Origin of the sequence: Flavobacterium flevense, from assembly GCF_900142775.1 — a bacterium.
Taxonomy (GTDB): domain Bacteria; phylum Bacteroidota; class Bacteroidia; order Flavobacteriales; family Flavobacteriaceae; genus Flavobacterium; species Flavobacterium flevense.
The window spans coordinates 197,992-217,012 of record NZ_FRCC01000004.1; the positions used below are offsets into that span (position 1 = coordinate 197,992).

General features: G+C 31.7%; 16 protein-coding genes. 7 read left to right on the top strand and 9 right to left on the bottom strand.

The window, feature by feature from the left end; genetic code table 11:
- Position 1 precedes the first annotated feature (1 nt).
- From BUB89_RS08815 to BUB89_RS08840, 6 genes are all read left to right on the top strand, one after another.
- Positions 2 to 1,519 carry a RagB/SusD family nutrient uptake outer membrane protein gene (locus BUB89_RS08815; RefSeq protein WP_073244110.1) on the top strand — a complete coding sequence of 506 codons (1,518 nt, stop codon included), beginning with the start codon at positions 2 to 4 and terminating at the stop codon, positions 1,517 to 1,519.
- Positions 1,520 to 1,532: 13 nt separating this feature from the next.
- A complete protein-coding gene (locus BUB89_RS08820; protein WP_073244112.1) occupies positions 1,533 to 3,251 on the top strand; it encodes a fasciclin domain-containing protein in 1,719 nt (572 codons plus the stop codon).
- Positions 3,252 to 3,301: 50 nt separating this feature from the next.
- Positions 3,302 to 4,783 carry a fasciclin domain-containing protein gene (locus BUB89_RS08825; protein ID WP_073244114.1) on the top strand — a complete coding sequence of 494 codons (1,482 nt, stop codon included), beginning with the start codon at positions 3,302 to 3,304 and terminating at the stop codon, positions 4,781 to 4,783.
- Positions 4,784 to 4,868: 85 nt separating this feature from the next.
- A complete protein-coding gene (locus BUB89_RS08830; RefSeq protein ID WP_234982604.1) occupies positions 4,869 to 7,994 on the top strand; it encodes a SusC/RagA family TonB-linked outer membrane protein in 3,126 nt (1,041 codons plus the stop codon).
- A gap of 29 nt (positions 7,995 to 8,023) precedes the next feature.
- Positions 8,024 to 9,772: a RagB/SusD family nutrient uptake outer membrane protein gene (locus BUB89_RS08835; protein ID WP_234982611.1), complete on the top strand. Its 1,749-nt coding sequence runs from the start codon at positions 8,024 to 8,026 to the stop codon at positions 9,770 to 9,772.
- 168 nt (positions 9,773 to 9,940) lie between these two features.
- Positions 9,941 to 10,372 carry a hypothetical protein gene (locus BUB89_RS08840; protein WP_073244117.1) on the top strand — a complete coding sequence of 144 codons (432 nt, stop codon included), beginning with the start codon at positions 9,941 to 9,943 and terminating at the stop codon, positions 10,370 to 10,372.
- A 271-nt stretch (positions 10,373 to 10,643) separates the two neighbouring features.
- On the opposite strand, the gene BUB89_RS08845 is transcribed toward BUB89_RS08840, so the two are convergent.
- The 7 genes from BUB89_RS08845 to BUB89_RS08875 all read right to left on the bottom strand — a co-directional run bounded on the left by BUB89_RS08845 (position 10,644) and on the right by BUB89_RS08875 (position 17,054).
- Positions 10,644 to 11,552 carry a pseudouridine synthase gene (locus tag BUB89_RS08845; RefSeq protein ID WP_073244119.1) on the bottom strand — a complete coding sequence of 303 codons (909 nt, stop codon included), beginning with the start codon at positions 11,550 to 11,552 and terminating at the stop codon, positions 10,644 to 10,646.
- A gap of 173 nt (positions 11,553 to 11,725) precedes the next feature.
- On the bottom strand, positions 11,726 to 12,682 hold the full coding sequence (locus tag BUB89_RS08850; RefSeq protein WP_073244121.1) for a geranylgeranylglycerol-phosphate geranylgeranyltransferase: 957 nt from the start codon (positions 12,680 to 12,682) through the stop codon (positions 11,726 to 11,728).
- A gap of 145 nt (positions 12,683 to 12,827) precedes the next feature.
- Entirely contained in the window at positions 12,828 to 14,261 is a 1,434-nt protein-coding gene (locus tag BUB89_RS08855; RefSeq protein ID WP_073244123.1) for a sensor histidine kinase, read from the bottom strand.
- A 212-nt stretch (positions 14,262 to 14,473) separates the two neighbouring features.
- Positions 14,474 to 15,412 carry a mevalonate kinase family protein gene (locus tag BUB89_RS08860; RefSeq protein ID WP_073244125.1) on the bottom strand — a complete coding sequence of 313 codons (939 nt, stop codon included), beginning with the start codon at positions 15,410 to 15,412 and terminating at the stop codon, positions 14,474 to 14,476.
- A gap of 134 nt (positions 15,413 to 15,546) precedes the next feature.
- On the bottom strand, positions 15,547 to 15,717 hold the full coding sequence (locus BUB89_RS17870) for a type II toxin-antitoxin system RelE/ParE family toxin (protein ID WP_083552631.1): 171 nt from the start codon (positions 15,715 to 15,717) through the stop codon (positions 15,547 to 15,549).
- 2 nt (positions 15,718 to 15,719) lie between these two features.
- Complete coding sequence (locus BUB89_RS08870) at positions 15,720 to 15,938, bottom strand: hypothetical protein (RefSeq protein ID WP_073244127.1); 219 nt, start codon at positions 15,936 to 15,938, stop codon at positions 15,720 to 15,722.
- Positions 15,939 to 15,968: 30 nt separating this feature from the next.
- Entirely contained in the window at positions 15,969 to 17,054 is a 1,086-nt protein-coding gene (locus BUB89_RS08875; RefSeq protein ID WP_073244129.1) for a diphosphomevalonate decarboxylase, read from the bottom strand.
- Between the two features lie 105 nt (positions 17,055 to 17,159).
- Between BUB89_RS08875 and BUB89_RS08880 the strand changes: the two genes are divergently transcribed.
- Positions 17,160 to 17,636 carry a TspO/MBR family protein gene (locus tag BUB89_RS08880; RefSeq protein WP_073244390.1) on the top strand — a complete coding sequence of 159 codons (477 nt, stop codon included), beginning with the start codon at positions 17,160 to 17,162 and terminating at the stop codon, positions 17,634 to 17,636.
- A gap of 64 nt (positions 17,637 to 17,700) precedes the next feature.
- Here the strand turns inward: BUB89_RS08880 and BUB89_RS08885 are convergent, their stop codons facing one another.
- Positions 17,701 to 18,441, bottom strand: a complete 741-nt coding sequence (locus BUB89_RS08885) for a peptidase associated/transthyretin-like domain-containing protein (protein ID WP_073244131.1) — start codon at positions 18,439 to 18,441, stop codon at positions 17,701 to 17,703.
- A 102-nt stretch (positions 18,442 to 18,543) separates the two neighbouring features.
- Entirely contained in the window at positions 18,544 to 19,011 is a 468-nt protein-coding gene (locus BUB89_RS08890) for a YdeI/OmpD-associated family protein (RefSeq protein ID WP_073244133.1), read from the bottom strand.
- Positions 19,012 to 19,021 lie beyond the last annotated feature (10 nt).

A 19,021-nucleotide genomic window follows, 5' to 3' on the forward strand; every position in this document is an offset into this window, starting at 1 on the left:
TATGCAAACTAAAATAAAAACAATATTAGCAATCTTTATACTTTTTGTTGCGGCAAGTTCGTGCAATGATTATTTAGATTTACGTCCACAAGATGGAATTGTACGTGATGAATTTTGGAAGACAAAGGAGGATGTACAAGCAGCTGTGATAGGAATTTATTCCTCAATGTTAAGTTCGCCTCCAGGTGTTGGTGATTTAACAATGACTCAATATTTATTCATGCACGGTGAATTAAGAGGTGGAATGGTTACTGAAGGTCCTAATGTTACCGATGACGCAAGAGATATTATGAATACCAATGTTCTTCCCTCTAATGGATTGACAGATTGGGGTGCATTTTACAGAACGATTAATTATTGTAATACAGTTATTGCTTTGGCTCCAGCTGTTAGAAATGAGGATCCTACCTTTACTCAAATACAATTAAATCATTTTCTGTCTGAAGCTCTGGCTATTAGAGCATATTTGTATTTTACATTGGCGCGTACATTTAAAGATGTGCCTTTAAAATTGGAACCTACTTTAAATGATCAAGATAATTTTCAATTACCTACTACGCCACAAAATGTGGTTTTTGATCAGGTAATTGAAGATTTAAAATTAGCAGAGGAATATGCGGTAGAGGATTATGGAGATGTTGCTTCAAACAAAGGACGCATAACAGTTTATGCTATAAACGCTATGTTGGCAGATGTGTATTTATGGACAGAAGATTATGATCAAGCACTTATTGCAACAACTAAGGTAATTGACTCAAATAAATATTCTTTAATAGACGCATCTAATAGCTGGTTTAATACGGTATATGCCAGAGGAAATTCTAGTGAAAGTATTTTTGAATTTCAATATACTACAGCAAATTTGGGGCCTTTTTATAATATCTTTTTACAGAGACCTCAATTTATTGCTGGGCCAATTGTGTTAGAAGAAGTGTTTGGAGTTGATTTTGATAATCCAGAAAATGCTGACATACGTGGAGTACGTGCTTCATTAGTTGCGGGTACAAATGAGATATATAAATTTACTGGATTAAATAATGCTGATCGTAAAGCGTTGCAAGATTCTGATACGCATTGGTTTGTGTATCGCTATGCTGATGTGAAGCTAATGAGAGCAGAAGCCTTGGCTAGATTAGGAGGAATAAATGAAAACATAGAACAAGGTCAAGAAGCACTTGATATTATTGAGGAAATTCGTTTAAAAAGAGAAGCAATTGAATTGACTGAAATGACAGTTTTTCCAGATAACACAAGTGGAATTTTAGATTATATTTTGGCTGAGAGAGCTAGAGAATTTGCTTTTGAAGGGAAACGTTGGTATGATTTGTTGCGAATGGCTCGAGCTAATGATTATGAGCGTATTGATTTATTAATAAGTAATGCAATTGCGACTGCTCCTCCAGCTCAACAACAAACTATAATTGCAAAACTTAGAGATCCTAATAGCCACTATTTACCTATAAATACATTTGAACTTTTTACCAATAAAGCATTAGTACAAAATCCGTTTTACAAATAAAAAAAATTAAGTCATGAAAAGATTATTAAGATTGCCTAGCCTGTTGAGACTTACTTTACTATTTTTAATAGCTTTAGTGTTTCAAAATTGTTCCGAACCAAAAATAAAAGAGAGTACAGATGAAACTTTGAATATAACGGAATATTTAAGAGATAATCCAGATTATTCTATGTTTTTAGAACTTCTTGATTTGACAAATTATGCTTCCTTTATGAATACTTACGGTACTTATACCATATTTGTTCCAAATAATGAGGCTGTACAACAGTATTTGAATAGTGTGGGAGCAACATCATTAAGTGAAGTGCCTTTATTAGATTTACAAAATATAGCTAAACTGCATATTCTAGACAAAGTTGTTAATACTAATTCATTTAATGACGGTAAAATTGCTACACCAAGTTTGTATGGTCAGTTTTTAATAACTGGCGCTGTAAATGCTGATGATGGTTCTAGTATAACAGTAAATAAAAGTGCTAAAATTGTAAGTCCAAATATAAAATTAGGAAATGGTGTAGTTCATGGTATTGATCAAGTATTGCGTGTTGCTGATAAAACTTTAGCACAAACTATTGAAGAAGATCCTAATCTTTCTTTATTTACCGAAGTTTTAAAAGCTACGGGATGGTATGAAAAATTAAATCAACCTATTACTTACGATGATAATAATATTGGAAGTTATTTAACTGTATTAGCTCAAACTAATGATGTTTTTAATGAAACTAAATGGAAGAATCCTGCGAATAATAACGAGGAAATCACATTGAATACTTTAGAAAATTTAAAATTGAGATATAGTAAACCTGTTGATCCTTCAAAACCAGCAGATCCTACTGATTTAAAAGATAGTTTGAATTTATTTGTACAGTATAGAATTTTGCCAGGATTAAATTATATGGCAGATATTGCAACAAAGTCTTCATTTGAAACTAAAGCACCTCTTGAGGTTATTAGTGCTAGATTGAGTAATGACACTATATTGTTGAATGATGATGTTTTTAACGGTATTCGTGAAAAAGGTGTTGCCATAGTTAGAAATATAAGTGATGTTACTGCTTCAAACGGTGTTTTACATTATGTAGAATCAAACTTTAATATTAAGAAAAGACTTCCTGCTCCTGTATATTTTGATCTTTGTGATCAACCTGAATTCAAACAAAACACCGCTGTTTATCGTGTACCCGGAAAATGGGCTACTTATACTGATGAACAATTATCAGGTATAACTTGGGAAGGAAAAGCAACAACTGTAACTTATACGGCAGGAAATACTACTGCATGGCGTGGAGATGTTATTGAATTACTCCGTTTAAATTCAAGTTATTTCACATCAATAACATTTGATACGCCAGTAATAATTAAAGGACGATATAAAGTTTGGATTTCATTTAGAACAAATACAAGATCTTCAGCATCTGTAAGGGTATTAGTAAACGATATGCCAATGTCTAGACTTATTAATTTTAGAGAATATTATAATTCTACTATTCCTGAACGTGTTTATGAATCTCAAGGATATAAAACAAATTTATCGCCTGTGGATAGAAACTATTGTACTAGACTTGTAGGTATTGTAGAAATTCCTACTACAGGAAGACATAAATTGAAATTTGAAAGAATATTGGATAGTAGTAATGGTCAAACCTGGATTGATGTAGCTGAATTCCGTCCTGTTGAAATGGATCAGTTGTATCCAAGACTTCAATCAGGAGGAGATGGTTTAGTTCCTTAATAAAAGTTCAAGTTAAATAACAATTCAAATACAAACTTAATTAAGTAAAAATGATTCTATTAAAATATAATTATAAGAGATTTTTTGCTAGTGTTTTAACACTAGCAATAATCTCATGTTCTAACCCTTGGGATGACCGTGAAGACAATGGTGATTCTAATCTAGATAGTAATTTGACTGAGGCAATTACAAATACAACTGAGACTACCCAATTTGCAGAATTATTAGTAGAAACAGGTTATGATAAAGTTTTGGCGGCTTCAAAAACCTATACTGTTTTCGTACCTACTAATGCAGCTATGGCAGCGGTTAGTGATGCAATTTTAGACGATCCAGAAGCTTTAAAACAATTTGTAGCAAATCACATTGCTTTAACAGCGTATTCTTCTGAAAGAAATGAAGAGGAAACGCAAATAAAAATGTATAGTAATAAATACTTAACATTTCAAGGTAATACTATGATTGATGACGCAACTATTGTAACAGCAGATCAGTATGCGGCTAATGGAGTATTTCATATTATTGATACACCATTGATTCCAAAATTAAATATTTGGGAATATGTAAATTCAGTTTCAGAAAGTAATCAAACAGCTGCTTATTTATTAAGTTTAAAAGCATTTAATATTTATCAATCAGATAGTATTGGAAAGGTAGTGTCTGAAGAAAATGGTGCTGGGTATCTTGCAGACTCATTGACCAATTCCTATTTAAGAAATGTTTACAATCTAAACAATGAGAAAAATTCGTATACGTTTTTCTTAATGGAGGATGATGGATATAATGCTGAAGTAGACAAGATGAAACCCTATTTGATTAAAACTTCAATTGATCCTATAGTTAGAGATTCAACCGCTACTTATGCCCAGTATTTTACGTTGAGAGATATGGCTTTTCATGGAAAATATGAATTAGATGAATTACCAGCTACTTTAGTTTCAAGATTTGGCGTAGAAGTTCCTGTCGACAAAACTCAAATTGTAGAAGAAATTCATTTAAGTAATGGAATTGTTTATGTAATGAGAAAAGTAGATGTTCCTTTAGAAAAGCGTTTGCTTACTACTAAAATTGAAGGAGAGAACAATGGTCCATATTTTAACTTTATTCGCTCAAGAATGTTTTATCGAGACCGTACTGATCTTTCTGGATTGTTCTTTCAAGACATATTTGTGCAAAATCCAGGTTCTCCTTTGCCTTGGATAACTTATAATGCAAAAGATTTTTACAGTACTACTTATAAGGTATATTGGCGAGCTATAAATGATATTCAAACAAATGTTTTTCAACAGCGTTTATTGATATATGGAAAGTCTGAAGTTGTTAATGATGCGACAGTTTTTTCACAAACAATTGCTTTATTTCCGTATATGAATGTAGAACTTGATAACTATGAAGAGGTGTTTATTGGAGAATTTACATTAGGAGAAGCTCAGGATATCGATTTTATTTCATTAGTAGGTGCCAATACAGGAACTAACGGAAACAACTCGCTGACATTGGATTATTTGAAATTTATTCCTGTAATTAAATAATATCTATAAAAAATTAGTTATGCTAAAAAATATAAAACTAAGCTGCTTAGTAGGTCTTTTTTTTGCTAGTGGACTATACATACCAATGTATGCACAACAAGCACAAGATTCTACAGCTACAGCAACTACTACTATAAATAAAAATGTAAAAGGGATTTTGGTAAAAGGTATTGTTAAAAGTGCCAAAACTAAAACAGCTTTGTCAGGAATAAATATTGCTGTTGAAGGTTTTTCAGCAGTTATTACAAATGATGATGGTAGCTTTGAGATAAAAGTTCCTAATTTAGAAGCGCTACTTAAAATTAGTGGAGAAAATTTTCAAACTAAGGTTTATGCCTTAAGAAGTCAAGAGTCTGGAATTGAAATTTTCTTAAATGAACCTAATTATACTCAAGCCTATCAAGTTGCTAATACGGCAGCTGGAGACCAAATGCAGTACAATAATACAAATGCAGCTAGTGTTGTTAATTTCAGTAAAGACCAATGGTCAAATCCTATAAATGAATCTGTTGGTGGATTTCTTCAGGGAAAAGTTGCTGGTTTAAATACAGTTAGGAATTCTAGTACTCCAGGGGCAGGCAGTTATTTATCATTGCGTGGTTTTAACTCACTGTATGCTACTAACAAACCGTTGATTATTGTGGATGGAATGATTTATGATGACGAAGATTACGGTTCAGGAATTATACCAAATAATGTTTCTTCTCCTTTATCTAATTTGGATGTTAAGGATATTGAGGATATAACTGTTATAAAAGACGGTTCTTCATTATACGGTACAAAAGGTGCTAATGGAGTGATTAAAATAACAACGATTCGTCCAACTGAGTTATCTACTAAAATTGACTTTACAATGTACGGAGGGGTAAATCAAACTCCAGATCAATTGCCATTACTAGGTTCAGATGCTTTTCGTACTCATCTCTCTCAACTAGAAGCTACTCGTGGATTGTCTCAACAACAAATTGCTGCTTTGCCATACATGAATGACGAAATAGGTTCGGCGGGTTATTTTAAATACCATAATAATACTAATTGGCAAGATCAAGTTTTTAAGCAAACAACAAGTCAAAATTACTTTCTAAAGATTCGAGGAGGTGATGAAATCGCTAAGTTTGGTTTGTCTGTAGGTTATATGGATAGTAAAGGTATTGTTGATCAAACTAATACTAAAAGATATAGTACTCGTTTAAATGCAGCATTAAAATTAACAGATAGACTTTCTGTTGATGCTAATTTATCATTTATTAATAATGTACAAGAGCAGTGGGATCAAGGTTTTGCTTATAAGACAAGTCCTATGTATTTAGCGTTAACTAAATCGCCTTTTTTCGCTATAAATGATATAAATGATTTGGGAGAAATATCGCCTAACTTGTCTGATGTTGATGATTTTAATGTAAGTAATCCAAATGCAATTTTAACAAATGGTTTTGGAAAGAATAATAATTATCGCTTCTTTGGAAATCTTAAATTCAAGTATGCTTTAAATAAAGCTTGGGATATTAATACAATTTTAGGTTTGACGTTAAACAAAGAGAGAGAAACTTTCTTTATACCAGATTTAGGAGTGGCTGACATAGTACTTAATACTGCTATTGGGAACAACCGTTCAGGAAGTGAAGTCCAACAGTACAATAGTCTTTTTACAGATACTTATGCTAATTATTTTAAGAAGTTTAATAATGATCATAATCTAGACGTTCGTTTTGGAATTAGAACACAAAATAATAAGTCTGAAAGTGATTTAGGTTTAGGTTACAATTCTTCTACTGATGATTTTACGATGGTAGGTGCTGGATCTAACTTATTGCGTCAGGTAGGTGGAGCTCTAGGAGAATGGAATTGGTTGAATGTATATGCTAATGCAGATTATAACTATCGTAATAAATATTTCTTAACTACAAGTTATGCAGTAGATGGTTCAAGTAGATTTGGAGATAAAATTTCAAACGGAAATGATAAATACGCATTAATGACCTCTATAACAGGAGCTTGGTTGGTGTCTTCTGAAGGCTTTATGAAGAATGTTAAATCTATTGATTATTTAAAATTGAGAGCTAGTATTGGACATAGTGGGAATGATGATATTGGTAATTTTACCGCTCAAAAATACTATGAGTCTCAAAATTTATTGGGAATGCAAGGTTTAGTAAGAGGAAATATCGGAAATCCAAACTTACAATGGGAAACGGTTAAAAAATTCAATTTAGGTGCTGATTTAGGTGTTTTTAATGAAAGAATAAATGCTTCTCTTGATGTCTTTTCTAATAAAACCGATAACATGATTGTTTATCAAACGATTAGTAATTTAAGTGGTTTTGATGATGTTGTTTCTAATAGTGCGTCGATGCGTACTATAGGCGCAGACTTATCATTGAATGCACGTGTATTCAAATCAGCAGATTTTACTTTTGATTTTGGATTGAATATAAGTCGTTATAAAAATGAAATTCAAAGTTTGCCAAATGGAGATATTCTTACTCAATTTGCAGGGGCTACTTATCTAACTTCAGTAGGAAAAGATGCTAACTTATTTTATGGTTTAAAAAGTGTTGGAGTATTTAGTACTACTGCCGAAGCAAATGCAGCTGGTTTAAATAGACGTTTATCAAATGGCGAATTAGTTGCATTTACTGCGGGAGATATGCAATTTGTTGATAAAAACGATGATAATATAATTGACAATAATGACCGTATGGTTATTGGTAATCCAAATGCTGATTTGTTAGGTAGTTTTTCAACAAATATTGCATACAAACGTTTTAGTCTTCAAGCCTTGTTTAATTTTTCTCTTGGAAACGATATCTACAATGGCTTGCGTTATAACTTAGAAAAAATGAGTGGTTATGAAAACCAAAGTATCGCTGTAGCTAATCGTTGGAGAGCAGAAGAACAACAAACTGATATGCCAAAAGCAGTATGGGGTGATCCAATGGGGAATGCTGAATTTTCCAACAGATGGATTGAAGATGGTTCTTATTTAAGATTAAAAACATTAGTGTTGGGGTATGATTTTAAAGTTAACGATATGAATTATATTAAGTATATCAAGCTTTATGCTACGGCTAATAACTTACTAACTTTTACTAAATATCTTGGGTATGATCCTGAGTTCAGTGCTACTTCATCAATTTTTGGTCAAGGAACTGATATAGGCTTAGCTCCTCAATTTACATCGATTCAATTAGGATTGCGTTTAGGACTTTAATTATTTACTCTCATAGAAAGAACATACAGATGATAACAACGATTAAAACAAAAACAACAAAAAGTATCGTATCCATTTTATCGGTTATGACACTATTATTTAGCCTTGGCTCATGTCAGGACTATCTGGATGTGCAACCTGAAGATAAGCTTGTAGGGGATCAATTATATCGAGATATTTACGATGCTGATGCAGCCGTGATAGGAGTTTACGGTAAGTTTATGGCTCTTGCTGAAAAACACGTAATTCTTAACGAAATGCGTGCCGATTTGATGACTACTACTAGAAATTCCACTCCTTATTTAAAGGAACTTTCGCAGCATAATGTTTCAGCCGAAAACCCATACATTAGTCCTAAAGAGTTTTATGAAGTGATTCAAAATTGTAATGATATCTTAAAAAATTTCGATATCATGTTAGCTGATAAAAAATTTACGCAATCCCAATATGAACAACGTTATGCTGATGTAGGGTGTATTCGTTCATGGGTTTATTTGCAATTAGGTATTCACTTTGGTAGCGTTCCTTATATTACTGAGCCTATTGAAACTTTAGAAGATGTACAAAACATATCTAAATACCCAAGAATTTCTTTTGATCAACTTATTGATAAATTAGTAGTTTTTACAGAATCATTAACATATAAAAAATTATACGATTCACAAAGTAGTTTAGTTATAACAGTTGATACTTATAATACGGCGAAGTTCTTTATTAATAAAGAATGTTTATTAGGAGATTTAAACCTTTGGAAGGGTAATTATTTAGCTGCGGCTTCATATTATAAAAACGTTCTAGAAACTTCTTCTAATAGTGCAAATATTAATGAGTTGTTTGATGTTTACCGTCTTAAAGGGGCTGATGTTACAACAAATAATGATTTAGCTGTTGGTTATGTTAGATTTTCTGAACAAGATGCTAGATCTTTAATTAACAATAATACCCAAGGTTGGAGGTCAATATTTCCTAGAGAGAGAGATGCAACTTGGAATATTGAATGGATTTGGTCTTTGCCTTTTGATAGTGATTTTGCTCCTGCAAATCCTTTTATAAATATTTTTTCAAAAAATTCAGGAAGTTATTTAGCTATGCCATCACAAAGAGCTATTGATTTATGGAATAGTCAAAGACAACAAAATGATTTTCCTTACGATGCTCGTGGTTCAAAGTTTACTTATAATATGGTAGGAGATGATCCTGTAATTATGAAATATCTATACAAATTTGAAGCCGCTAATGATCAGTTTAAAAGAGAAGGTGATTGGTTTTTGTATCGTGCAGCTAAATTGCATTTGCGATATGCCGAAGCAGCAAATAGAGACAACCAGCAAAAAATTGCTTATGCTCTATTGAATGTTGGTATATACGAAGCATACAGAGATGGGCTTACGACTTCCGATGATGTAACTAATGTTATGCAAACTAAAGAGCCTTTTCCTTATGATTTTGATGCTCGTAATGGTGAAGCTCCCCGTTTTAGAGGTAATTGGCATCGTAATGTTGGAATTAGAGGACGTGCACGTTTGACAACTGTTGGCGCAATTGGTGATGACATGATAACTACTGAAAACAATATTATAAATGAAGCTGCTTTAGAGCTAGCATACGAAGGAAACCGTTGGGAAGATTTAGTGCGTATAGCTAGACGTAGAAATGATCCTTCTTTCTTAGCTGATAAAATCTATGAGAAATTAAATAAAGAGGGTAATGCTGAAGCTGCTAATGTTAGAACGAAATTAATGAATCCTAGTAATTGGTACTTGCCATTTAAATGGTAATATATAGATTGAATAGTTTGTAGAGAAAAGGTTTGTTGGTTATTCCAGCAAACCTTTTTGTTTGTATTTTAATTTACGAAAAAACTTGTTAATTTAAAATAATTTATTAAATTTGAATGGGTTACAAAAAATGTAACTCTTTAATCAATTTAACCAAATTTTTAAATTATGAAAAAATTAACCGTTTTTTTTGTTCTATTATTAAGCTTCTCTTTTGCAGAAATGTCAGCACAAAAAATATATTATTCGCTGATAGGACCAACTACTTTAAATGTTTATGTGAATGGTCATAAAGTTATTGATGTTACAAGTACTTACCAAGGACATAATGTTCTTAATGGCGAACTGGATATTACGGATAAGCTCATACATACTAATAGTCCTTGGGATATAATTGAGGTTTATGCATACAGCAACTTATATGGAAATACTCCTATAAATTTATTTGCTGGAGAATATGGATTACCTACTTATTCTCTGGAAGACGAATTAACTTTCAATTTTTTGAATGAAGAACATACTGCTGCGTCTTATTCTTGTACATGGGCACTGGGTGCCAATGATATGTATATAGAGGCAGCAGCACCTGGGTATAATTGATACACCTGGTTTTTTTAGGTAAATAAATTTATGATAAAAATCGAGATAAGACTGAATTTTAAAGTTGATTATGTTAGAACTAAATTAATGAATCCTAGTAACTGGTACTTACCATTTAAATGGTAATTTATAGATTGAATAATTTGTAGAGAATTAGCCGTTTCAAAATTTTGAAACGGCTTTTTTTTCATGAAAAATAGCTGATCAGTTCCCAACAAAAAACCGCCTCAAAACTTAATTTGAGGCGGTTTTTGTTTGCGTAAAACGAAAACTAGGTATTTTTCAAGTTGATAATTTCTTGCTCGGTTAGTAATCTCCAGTTTCCTCTAGGTAAGTTCTTTTTAGTCAAACCGGCAAAAGCAACACGATCGATTCTTAAAACATCATAATCAAAATGTTCAAAGATAGAACGAACTACTTTTACATTGGATGTTTTTAATTTCAGTCCGATTTCGCTTTTTGCTTCTCCTTCAATATAGCTTACTTCTTCTACAAAAACACGGTGTCCGTCCAGTACTAATCCTTTACTGATTTTTTCCAAATCTTCAAATTTCAAGTTTTTATCTAAGGAAACCTGATAGATTTTAGAGGACTTTTGATTAGGTAATGAAAACTTTCTAATCATATCCGTATCATTGGTAAACAATAAAAGACCAGTGGTATTTTTATCCATTCTTCCTACAGCTGCAATTTTTGAAGTTGTAGAACCTTTAACCAGTTCTAATACGTTTCTGAATTCCTGACCTTCGTCAAGAGCAGTAGTAAAGTTTTTTGGCTTGTTTAGTAAGATATATACTTTTTTCTCAGGCGTTAATTTTACACCGTCAAAATTTACTTCGTCTCCCGGTTTTACCAGATAACCCATTTCGGTAACAGGAATGCCATTCACTTTTACATTTCCTGATTGAATATAGATATCGGCATCTCTGCGAGAGCAAACTCCCGAGTTAGAAATGTACTTATTCAAACGGATTTCGTCTTTTGCCTTCGCTCTTTTAGGAGCCTGATTAGGCTTTTTCTCTATCTTTTTAGCAGCTTCTTCAGCAGCTTTTGCAGTTGGTTTTACTTTTTTAGGGCCTTGTGCTCTTTTTGGCATCGCAGGTTTTGGCTTGTTAGAGCTTGGTCTGGAGCTGTTAGGTCTGGAACCGCCTCTTTTATTATTGCCTTCCTTGTTGTTCATAATAATCAAATAATTTACTTCGTCAGTCAGGACTATTTAGTCCCCGAAGGTGCAAAGATACTATTTATATCATTGAGAAACGATTTTCGATAATCAGAAAACGATAACTACTTAATTAAAGGTGTTTTAATTAGTTTTTGGTTTTCTTTATAGCAGGAAATGTTATCTATGGACTAAATCGACATAAATAATTTTTTTCCGTGCCATAAAATGCTTGGATTAATAAGCATAATACAAAATACTCCTGCAACAATAAGAAATTTAAGTACGTTATGAAGCAGTAAAAAATGAGCTTTTGAATTAGATTTCCATAAATATTTTATAAAAAAGATTAGGGTTATCAGACAGAAATAAAAATAAATGTCCATATAACCTACATCATAAATTTCGATTAAAAGATAAATAGGGAACAAGGTAAGGAGGCTCAAAAAACTAATTACTTTTTTAGAGAATTGTTCTCCATAAATAATAGGAATGGTTCTGTAATTATCAGTTACATCACCTTTTATGTTTTCTAAATCCTTAATCATTTCGCGAATAAGTAATAAAAGAAACAAAAAAGCGGCATGTGCCGAAATTACGGCAAACTGTCTTTTATAGGTTTCTATTTCATACAAAGGTAAACGGGTGTAATAATACAACAAGATCGCAAAGAAAGGAAGAATAGCTAAAAATGCTGCCATAAGATTGCCTATCCAGGGCTGTTTTTTTATTTTATGCGAGTAAAACCAAATTAGGAAAATATAAACAGAGAAGAATAAAAAAGCACGCCATGAAATAAATAAGGCTATTACAGCTACAATAAAATTCAGCGTAAAATAAACCTTCAACTTTGTGCTTTGACTTACTAAACGATCCAACATAGACTTGTTAGGACGATTAATCAAATCTTTCCGACTGTCGTAAAAATTATTAATGATGTAACCGGAAGCGATAGTCACAGAAGAAGCAAATACGATTAAAAATAAATTAAAATCAAGCAGTATATCTAATGCCCGAATCTCAGGAGCAAGGATAAATATAGCCGACAGGTATTGTGCTAAAATAATAATTGGAATGTTATAACCTCTGACTACAGAGAACAAACTGATAATTTTTAACGCTAAAAGTTTGTTTTTTCTACTTAACATATTTTTTACTTCTCTTACTAGTATTCGTTCTAAACCGATATTATTTTCATCAAATTTAATGGTTTGTTTTTAAAACGAGCTTGATTTATTTAAAAAGAACTAAAAAAGAAGCGGTTTAGTATTTTTATTTTTTGGATTAGAAGAATCAGGCAACAACTTCCTGTTTTTTGGGTATTTTTACTGTAAACTTAGTGCCCAAATTAATTTCCGATGTGATTTCAACGGTTCCATTTAGATTTTCAATAGTATCTTTTACTAAATATAAGCCTAAACCCGATCCCTTATTATCGTTGTTAGTCACAAAAAACATATCAAATATTTTATTTTGATATTCTTTTTTTACACCTATTCCATTATCCTCAATTGAAATATAAATATAATCTTTATCCTGATAGGTTTTTATAGTTATAAAAGGTGATTCTTTTTGTGTGTCTGAATATTTGATAGCATTTGTCAGGATATTGTTGATGATGATTTTTAGTTTTAATTCATCACTATAAATGCTGTCAATATTTAATTCTTTGCTAATATTGATGCGTTTGAATTCCTCACGATATTGATTTTGAACAATTGCTTCTTCAATAATTTGGTTCAAATTCACTTTAGAGAGTGTCGTTTTAGTCTTTTTATTTTTGGAGTAATCAATAATATCTTTTATAAACTGATCTTGTTTATCAAGACTTTCTTGCATGAGCTCTAAGTAGTTTCTTATTTGAGTCATGTCATTTTCAGTATTCATAATTTCTATTAATCCTTTTAAAGATAAAATAGGAGATCTTAAGTCGTGTGATGCACTGTACACAAATTTATCTAACTCTTTGTTGGCAATAGTTAGGTTCTTATTAGTTTCTTCTATTTCCTGCTTAGAACGTCTTAATTTATTAATCATTAGCATATAATAAATACTGGCGCTTCCTATTATTAGTAAGATAAGAAAAAAGTTAATTACCAATAAAATATCCTTAACAAGACGGCTTCCGGAACTTAAGGTTTCCGAAAAAAGACGTTCGTTTAAAGTGAGTTTGCTACTTATTACTTTTATTTTTTTTAAGATAACTTCCTTGTCCTGATTACTTAAATTATTGCTGATGATTTTTTGGTTGACAATATTGCCAATTTGTTCTAATTCTTCCACTAATTTATCTGCTTCTTCCCATTCTTTTATGGCTTTTGCAAAAAAGGAAACATTTCTAAAGTTTTTAAAAAGCCATATTAAATCATCAAAATCCTCGGGACTATTTCTTCCCGCTCTAAGACTTTGTTCGATGTTTTCAATGGGGGCATTGTTGAGGAGTCCTATCCGGGCAATTTTGTCTCCTTTAGGGACATTTAATTCCTGATTGAATAATTGCCATTCACTATTCTCCTTCGTAAAAAGATAGGTTATTAAATGACGTGTAGCATCTTTTTGTCCTTTAGAGTAAAGAGATTCTCCATTGATATAAGCTCTTGAGGAAGATAGTATTTTGATTGTAAAAAAATTGGTGACAATCAACAAAGTGCATGATATAGCTACTATGAGCAGAGGAGTAAGAGAATGACTGAGCTTAATTTTTTTTAAAAAAGTAGTTTTAAGCATAGTGTTTTTTTAGATTATTAAAAAAAAACAGTAGCTAAAGATACGGTATTTTTATGTTTTAAAAGTAAGAATTTGTCCATTCTTCAAATAGAATAAAAATGGTTTATGGTTTATGTTCAATACTTTAATTTGAGAGCAGTTGTTTTTTTGCATAAAAAAACCAGAATCAACAAATATTCTGGTTTGTATGTAAATGAAATAGGGAATAAGAATTAAAATTGGTAGACTACTTCTAATTTGTAGTCTTTCAACGAAGCTTTCGCACGTTCTAAATCTTCTGTAAATCCTAAAATATAACCACCGCCGCCAGAGCCGCATAATTTTAAATAATAATCATTAGTCTCAATTCCTTTTTGCCAAATTTCATGAAATTGTTCGGGAATCATTGGTTTAAAATGACTTAAAACTACCCGGGATAATTTTTTAGTATTGGTGAATAAGGATTTCATGTCACCACCAAGGAAATTCTCTACACAAGCATCAGTGTATTTTACAAATTGATTTTTCAACATGGCACGGAAACCTTTGTCTTTAAGATTTTCCATGAAAATATTAATCATAGGAGCAGTTTCTCCTATAATTCCCGAGTCTAATAAAAAAACAGCAGCTTTTCCGTCAAAACTTTGAGTAGGAATTCCCGTTGCTTCAATATGATCTTTTGAATTAATTAAAATAGGGATACTCAAATAGCTGTTTAAAGGGTCTAATCCGGAACTTTTTCCGTGGAAAAAACTCTCCATTTGGGCAAAAATATTTTTTAATTGTAATAATTTATCACGGGTAAGGTTTTCAAGAACCGTGATTTTATTTTGAGCATATTTATCATAAATAGCCGCTACCAGTGCCCCACTGCTTCCTACACCATAACCTTGCGGAATACTGGAATCAAAATACATTCCGGTATCAATGTCATTTTTTAATGATTTTAAATCAAAAGAAACCAAATTTGCCTGCTCATTTTCCAGTTTTCCTAAATAATCAGCAAAACGTTTTAAGCTGGCATTAGAAGCGATGGCTTCTGCCGAAGGTTTTTCTTCTTTTTTTAAGGCTCCGTTATAGAAATTATAAGGAATGGACAATCCTTTAGAATCACGAATAATTCCATATTCTCCAAAGAGTAATATTTTTGAGTAAAATAAAGGTCCTTTCATATTTTTATTTTAAATCTTTCAATTATTTGGGTTTTGTCTGGTGTCAAAAACAGCAACTATAACAATCTGTTTGTAGTTGAAATGATAAAACAAACTCGTTTGTTTAGTAATAACTACCTTTCTAATCTTTTTATTTATGTTTGAAATTGAAATAATTCCGGATTTTCAACTATTAGTTGTATTGCAGAATTAATCTTATTTAAAAATTTTCTTTTTATTTCATTATTCCATTTTGCTTCTAAATAGTTGAAAATTTCTTCAATTTCAATTTTAGCTTTAGGAGTAATTACAACTTCTCTTTTCATCTTTAAAGATGAGGTTTTATAAAATCATCAAATGAAGAAAAATTGCCTTTTTCATATTCTTCTAAAGATTCATTTATAATATTTTGTTGTTCTTCACTTAAATTATTCCACCAATCTTTTTTCTTTGAATTAAAAATATTTTTAATGGATGTAATAATAGATTCATCATTGGTCTCTGCCAATAATTTTATCAATTCTAATTTTTCTAATTGAATATCCATTATCTAAATTTTATTAAAGATACTAATAAATTATTTTATTTGATGTGCTCCATTTCCAATTTCGTCACAAAGGTACTGCCCATTTTGACAATAGCCAACTAATTCGTCCTTAATAAATTGCAATACAGTCTCTTTGTGTGTCTTTGGGTATAAAACATGCACATTTGCACCGGCATCCAGTGTGAAACAAACCGGATTTTTAGTTTCAGCTCTGAATTTCCAGATTTTATTAATGATTTCCAGTGTATTGGGTTTCATCAATATAAAATAAGGCATCGAGGTCATCATCATGGCGTGCAAAGTGAGTGCTTCGCTTTCTGTTATTTTAATAAATTCTTCCAGATTTCCATTTTCAAAAACCCCAATCAGTTTATCCAGGTTTTCATGTGCCTGTTCAAATCGCCTTTCGGCAAAAGGATGATTGTGCATCAAGTCATGTCCTACAGTACTCGAAACTTGTTTTTCGCCTTTGTCAACAAGCAAAATAGTATCCTGGTAATTTTTGAAATTTTCATGAATTGTATATGGAAATTCAACTCCAAAGAAATCCGAACTCCCTTCAATATTAGCTTGATTTCCCCAAACTACAACTTCTCCTTTTACACTTCGGCAAGCACTTCCTGAACCCAATCGTGCTAAAAGCGAAGCCTTTTGATAAAAATAATCCTCGCTCATCTCCGGATTTAAAACTTTTTCCAGACTCATCAGGTTCATTGCTAAAGCAGCCATTCCGGATGCCGAGGAAGCAATTCCTGAACTATGCGGAAATGTGTTTTGTGTGTCAATCGTAAAATGATAGTCTTTCAAAAAAGGTAAATAGATTTCAATCCTTTCGAAGAATTTCTGAATTTTGGGTTTGAAATCTTCTTTAGGTTTTCCTTCAAATAGTAAATCAAAAGAGAAATTATCAGGATTAATTTTTTTCTCGAATGCCAATGTGGTAATCGTTTTGCAGTTGTTTAAAGTAAAACTCACTGATGGATTAGCCGGAATTTGATCTGCTTTTTTTCCCCAATATTTCACTAAGGCAATATTGCTGGGAGCGCTCCATTGAAACTGACCGCTTTCTAAAGTTTGAGAATATGAAGTGGGAATAAAATCCTTTGCTGTAAACATGAATGATAAAATTTTCGCAAAGATACTTTTTTTGATTTATTCATACATTTCTTTATTTGTTCAATCAGTATAAAGTTTTTGATTATTTTTGAAAAAAAGAAAAAAATGAATAAAATCACTAAAATACTCATCGTTGTTGTCACGTGTTTAGCTATTGGTTATTTTTCCGGAACGGTGACTCGTTCTGCCATTACAGATTGGTATCCAACTTTAGAAAAACCAAGTTTCAATCCGCCTAACTGGGTTTTTGCTCCGGTGTGGAGTATGCTGTACATTATGATGGGAGTTGCTGCGGGACTGGTTTGGAACCGAATCGATTTCGAAAAAGAACTGGTTAAAAAAGCCTTGATTCTTTTTGCAATTCAATTAGCTTTAAATGCACTGTGGTCGTATTTGTTTTTTGGTTTACACAACCCTATGTTGGCCGGTTTAGAAATAATCGTGCTTTGGCTGTTTATTTATGAAACCTATTTGCAATTTTCTAAAATCAATAAAATTGCAGGCTATTTATTTATTCCCTATTTGGCGTGGGTAAGTTTTGCTGCAGTTTTGAATATAAGTATCTGGTGGTTGAATCGATAAAAATGCAATAGCAATAACAATTTCAATAGCAATTTCAAAATCAAATTCAATAAGTAGTAATAATCTATTCAGGAGTGTGTAACTTTTTGAATTCCAGATTCTTTTTAAACAAAAAATCCATCGTTACTAGGGTGTTGTTTGATGTTGCGATGTTTTTTGAATTGGGATCTGCATCGCAAAATTCAAGAAATAATTCGATTTCATCTGGTTTTAACTTCAAAGTTTCAAGGAAATAGCTTTGATCACAACTTGTTTTAGCTAAGTCTTTAAAAGGAATTGTGGGTCTCTCTTTTTTTACCGGTTCTTTTTCTTTTTTAAATAATCCTCCCAACAGACTTCCAACAGCAATAAAATCGATTCCGTTGTCAATGGTACCCATATTTACACCAATAACTTTTGGTCTGTTCGCTGCTTTTTCTAAAGCATATTGAGCTAGTTTTTCTTGCTCGTACTTTGCATCTTTACTTAATTTTATAGACGGTATTTTAGTGATGACTACTTCCTTTAATTCTTCCGCTTTTAATGTTAATTCAATGATTAAATTCTTGTCATTTGTAATAAAAGGATTGACAATGATTTTTTTTAGCTCATAGTTTTTTGCTATAAAAAGGAGTGTGTCATCCATTTTTGCAGTAATTGAGAAGTTGCCATTAGCATCAGAAATACAAAGTGTTCTGGAGTTTGAGTTTATGATTTCTACATTTGGAATAGTATAATTGTTAAACACAATTTTTCCACTTATGGTTTGTGAGAAACTAATCTGAGAACTGAAAAGAACGAAGGTGCTGAGTAGTTTTATTTTCATAGGTTTGGTCTAATAGCTTGAAAGTAAAATTATTAGATTCTTCTTAATGAAAACTTACTAAATATGTAAAGTCTTGTTAATTTATTTTTTGTAAATAAAACTTCAATTTTCTCCTTTAATGATTTGGTTAATTGTACTGGCTATCCGGTCTACTTTGGTTTGGTCTTTTTTTGCTGCATAAATCCAGTCAATGTAAGCTTTTTGAGTTCCTTTAGTTAAGTTGGTAAAGATTTCATAAGCTCCGGGCTCGTCTTTTAAACAAAGTGCTAATTCATCCGGGATTTCAATAGCAGAATCATCTTTGTATAAAATGACTTTAACATAATCACCAGCTTCTTTTTTTATCTTTTTTCTAACAGCAGCTTTTAATGGAAGAAATAGTTTGCCATTTCCCATGGGCATTAACTTGTAATTCTTTAACTCATAATTATCAATACTTCCACTAACGGTTACCCAGCCAAAAGGAGCTTTTTTATCTTGTACTATTTCAGGTATAACGGCATACGTCCAGCCGCCTTTTCCAGGAAATTTTTCAAGTAAGTATTCCTTGTCAACTAAAGGTTTTTCCATTTTGAAATAA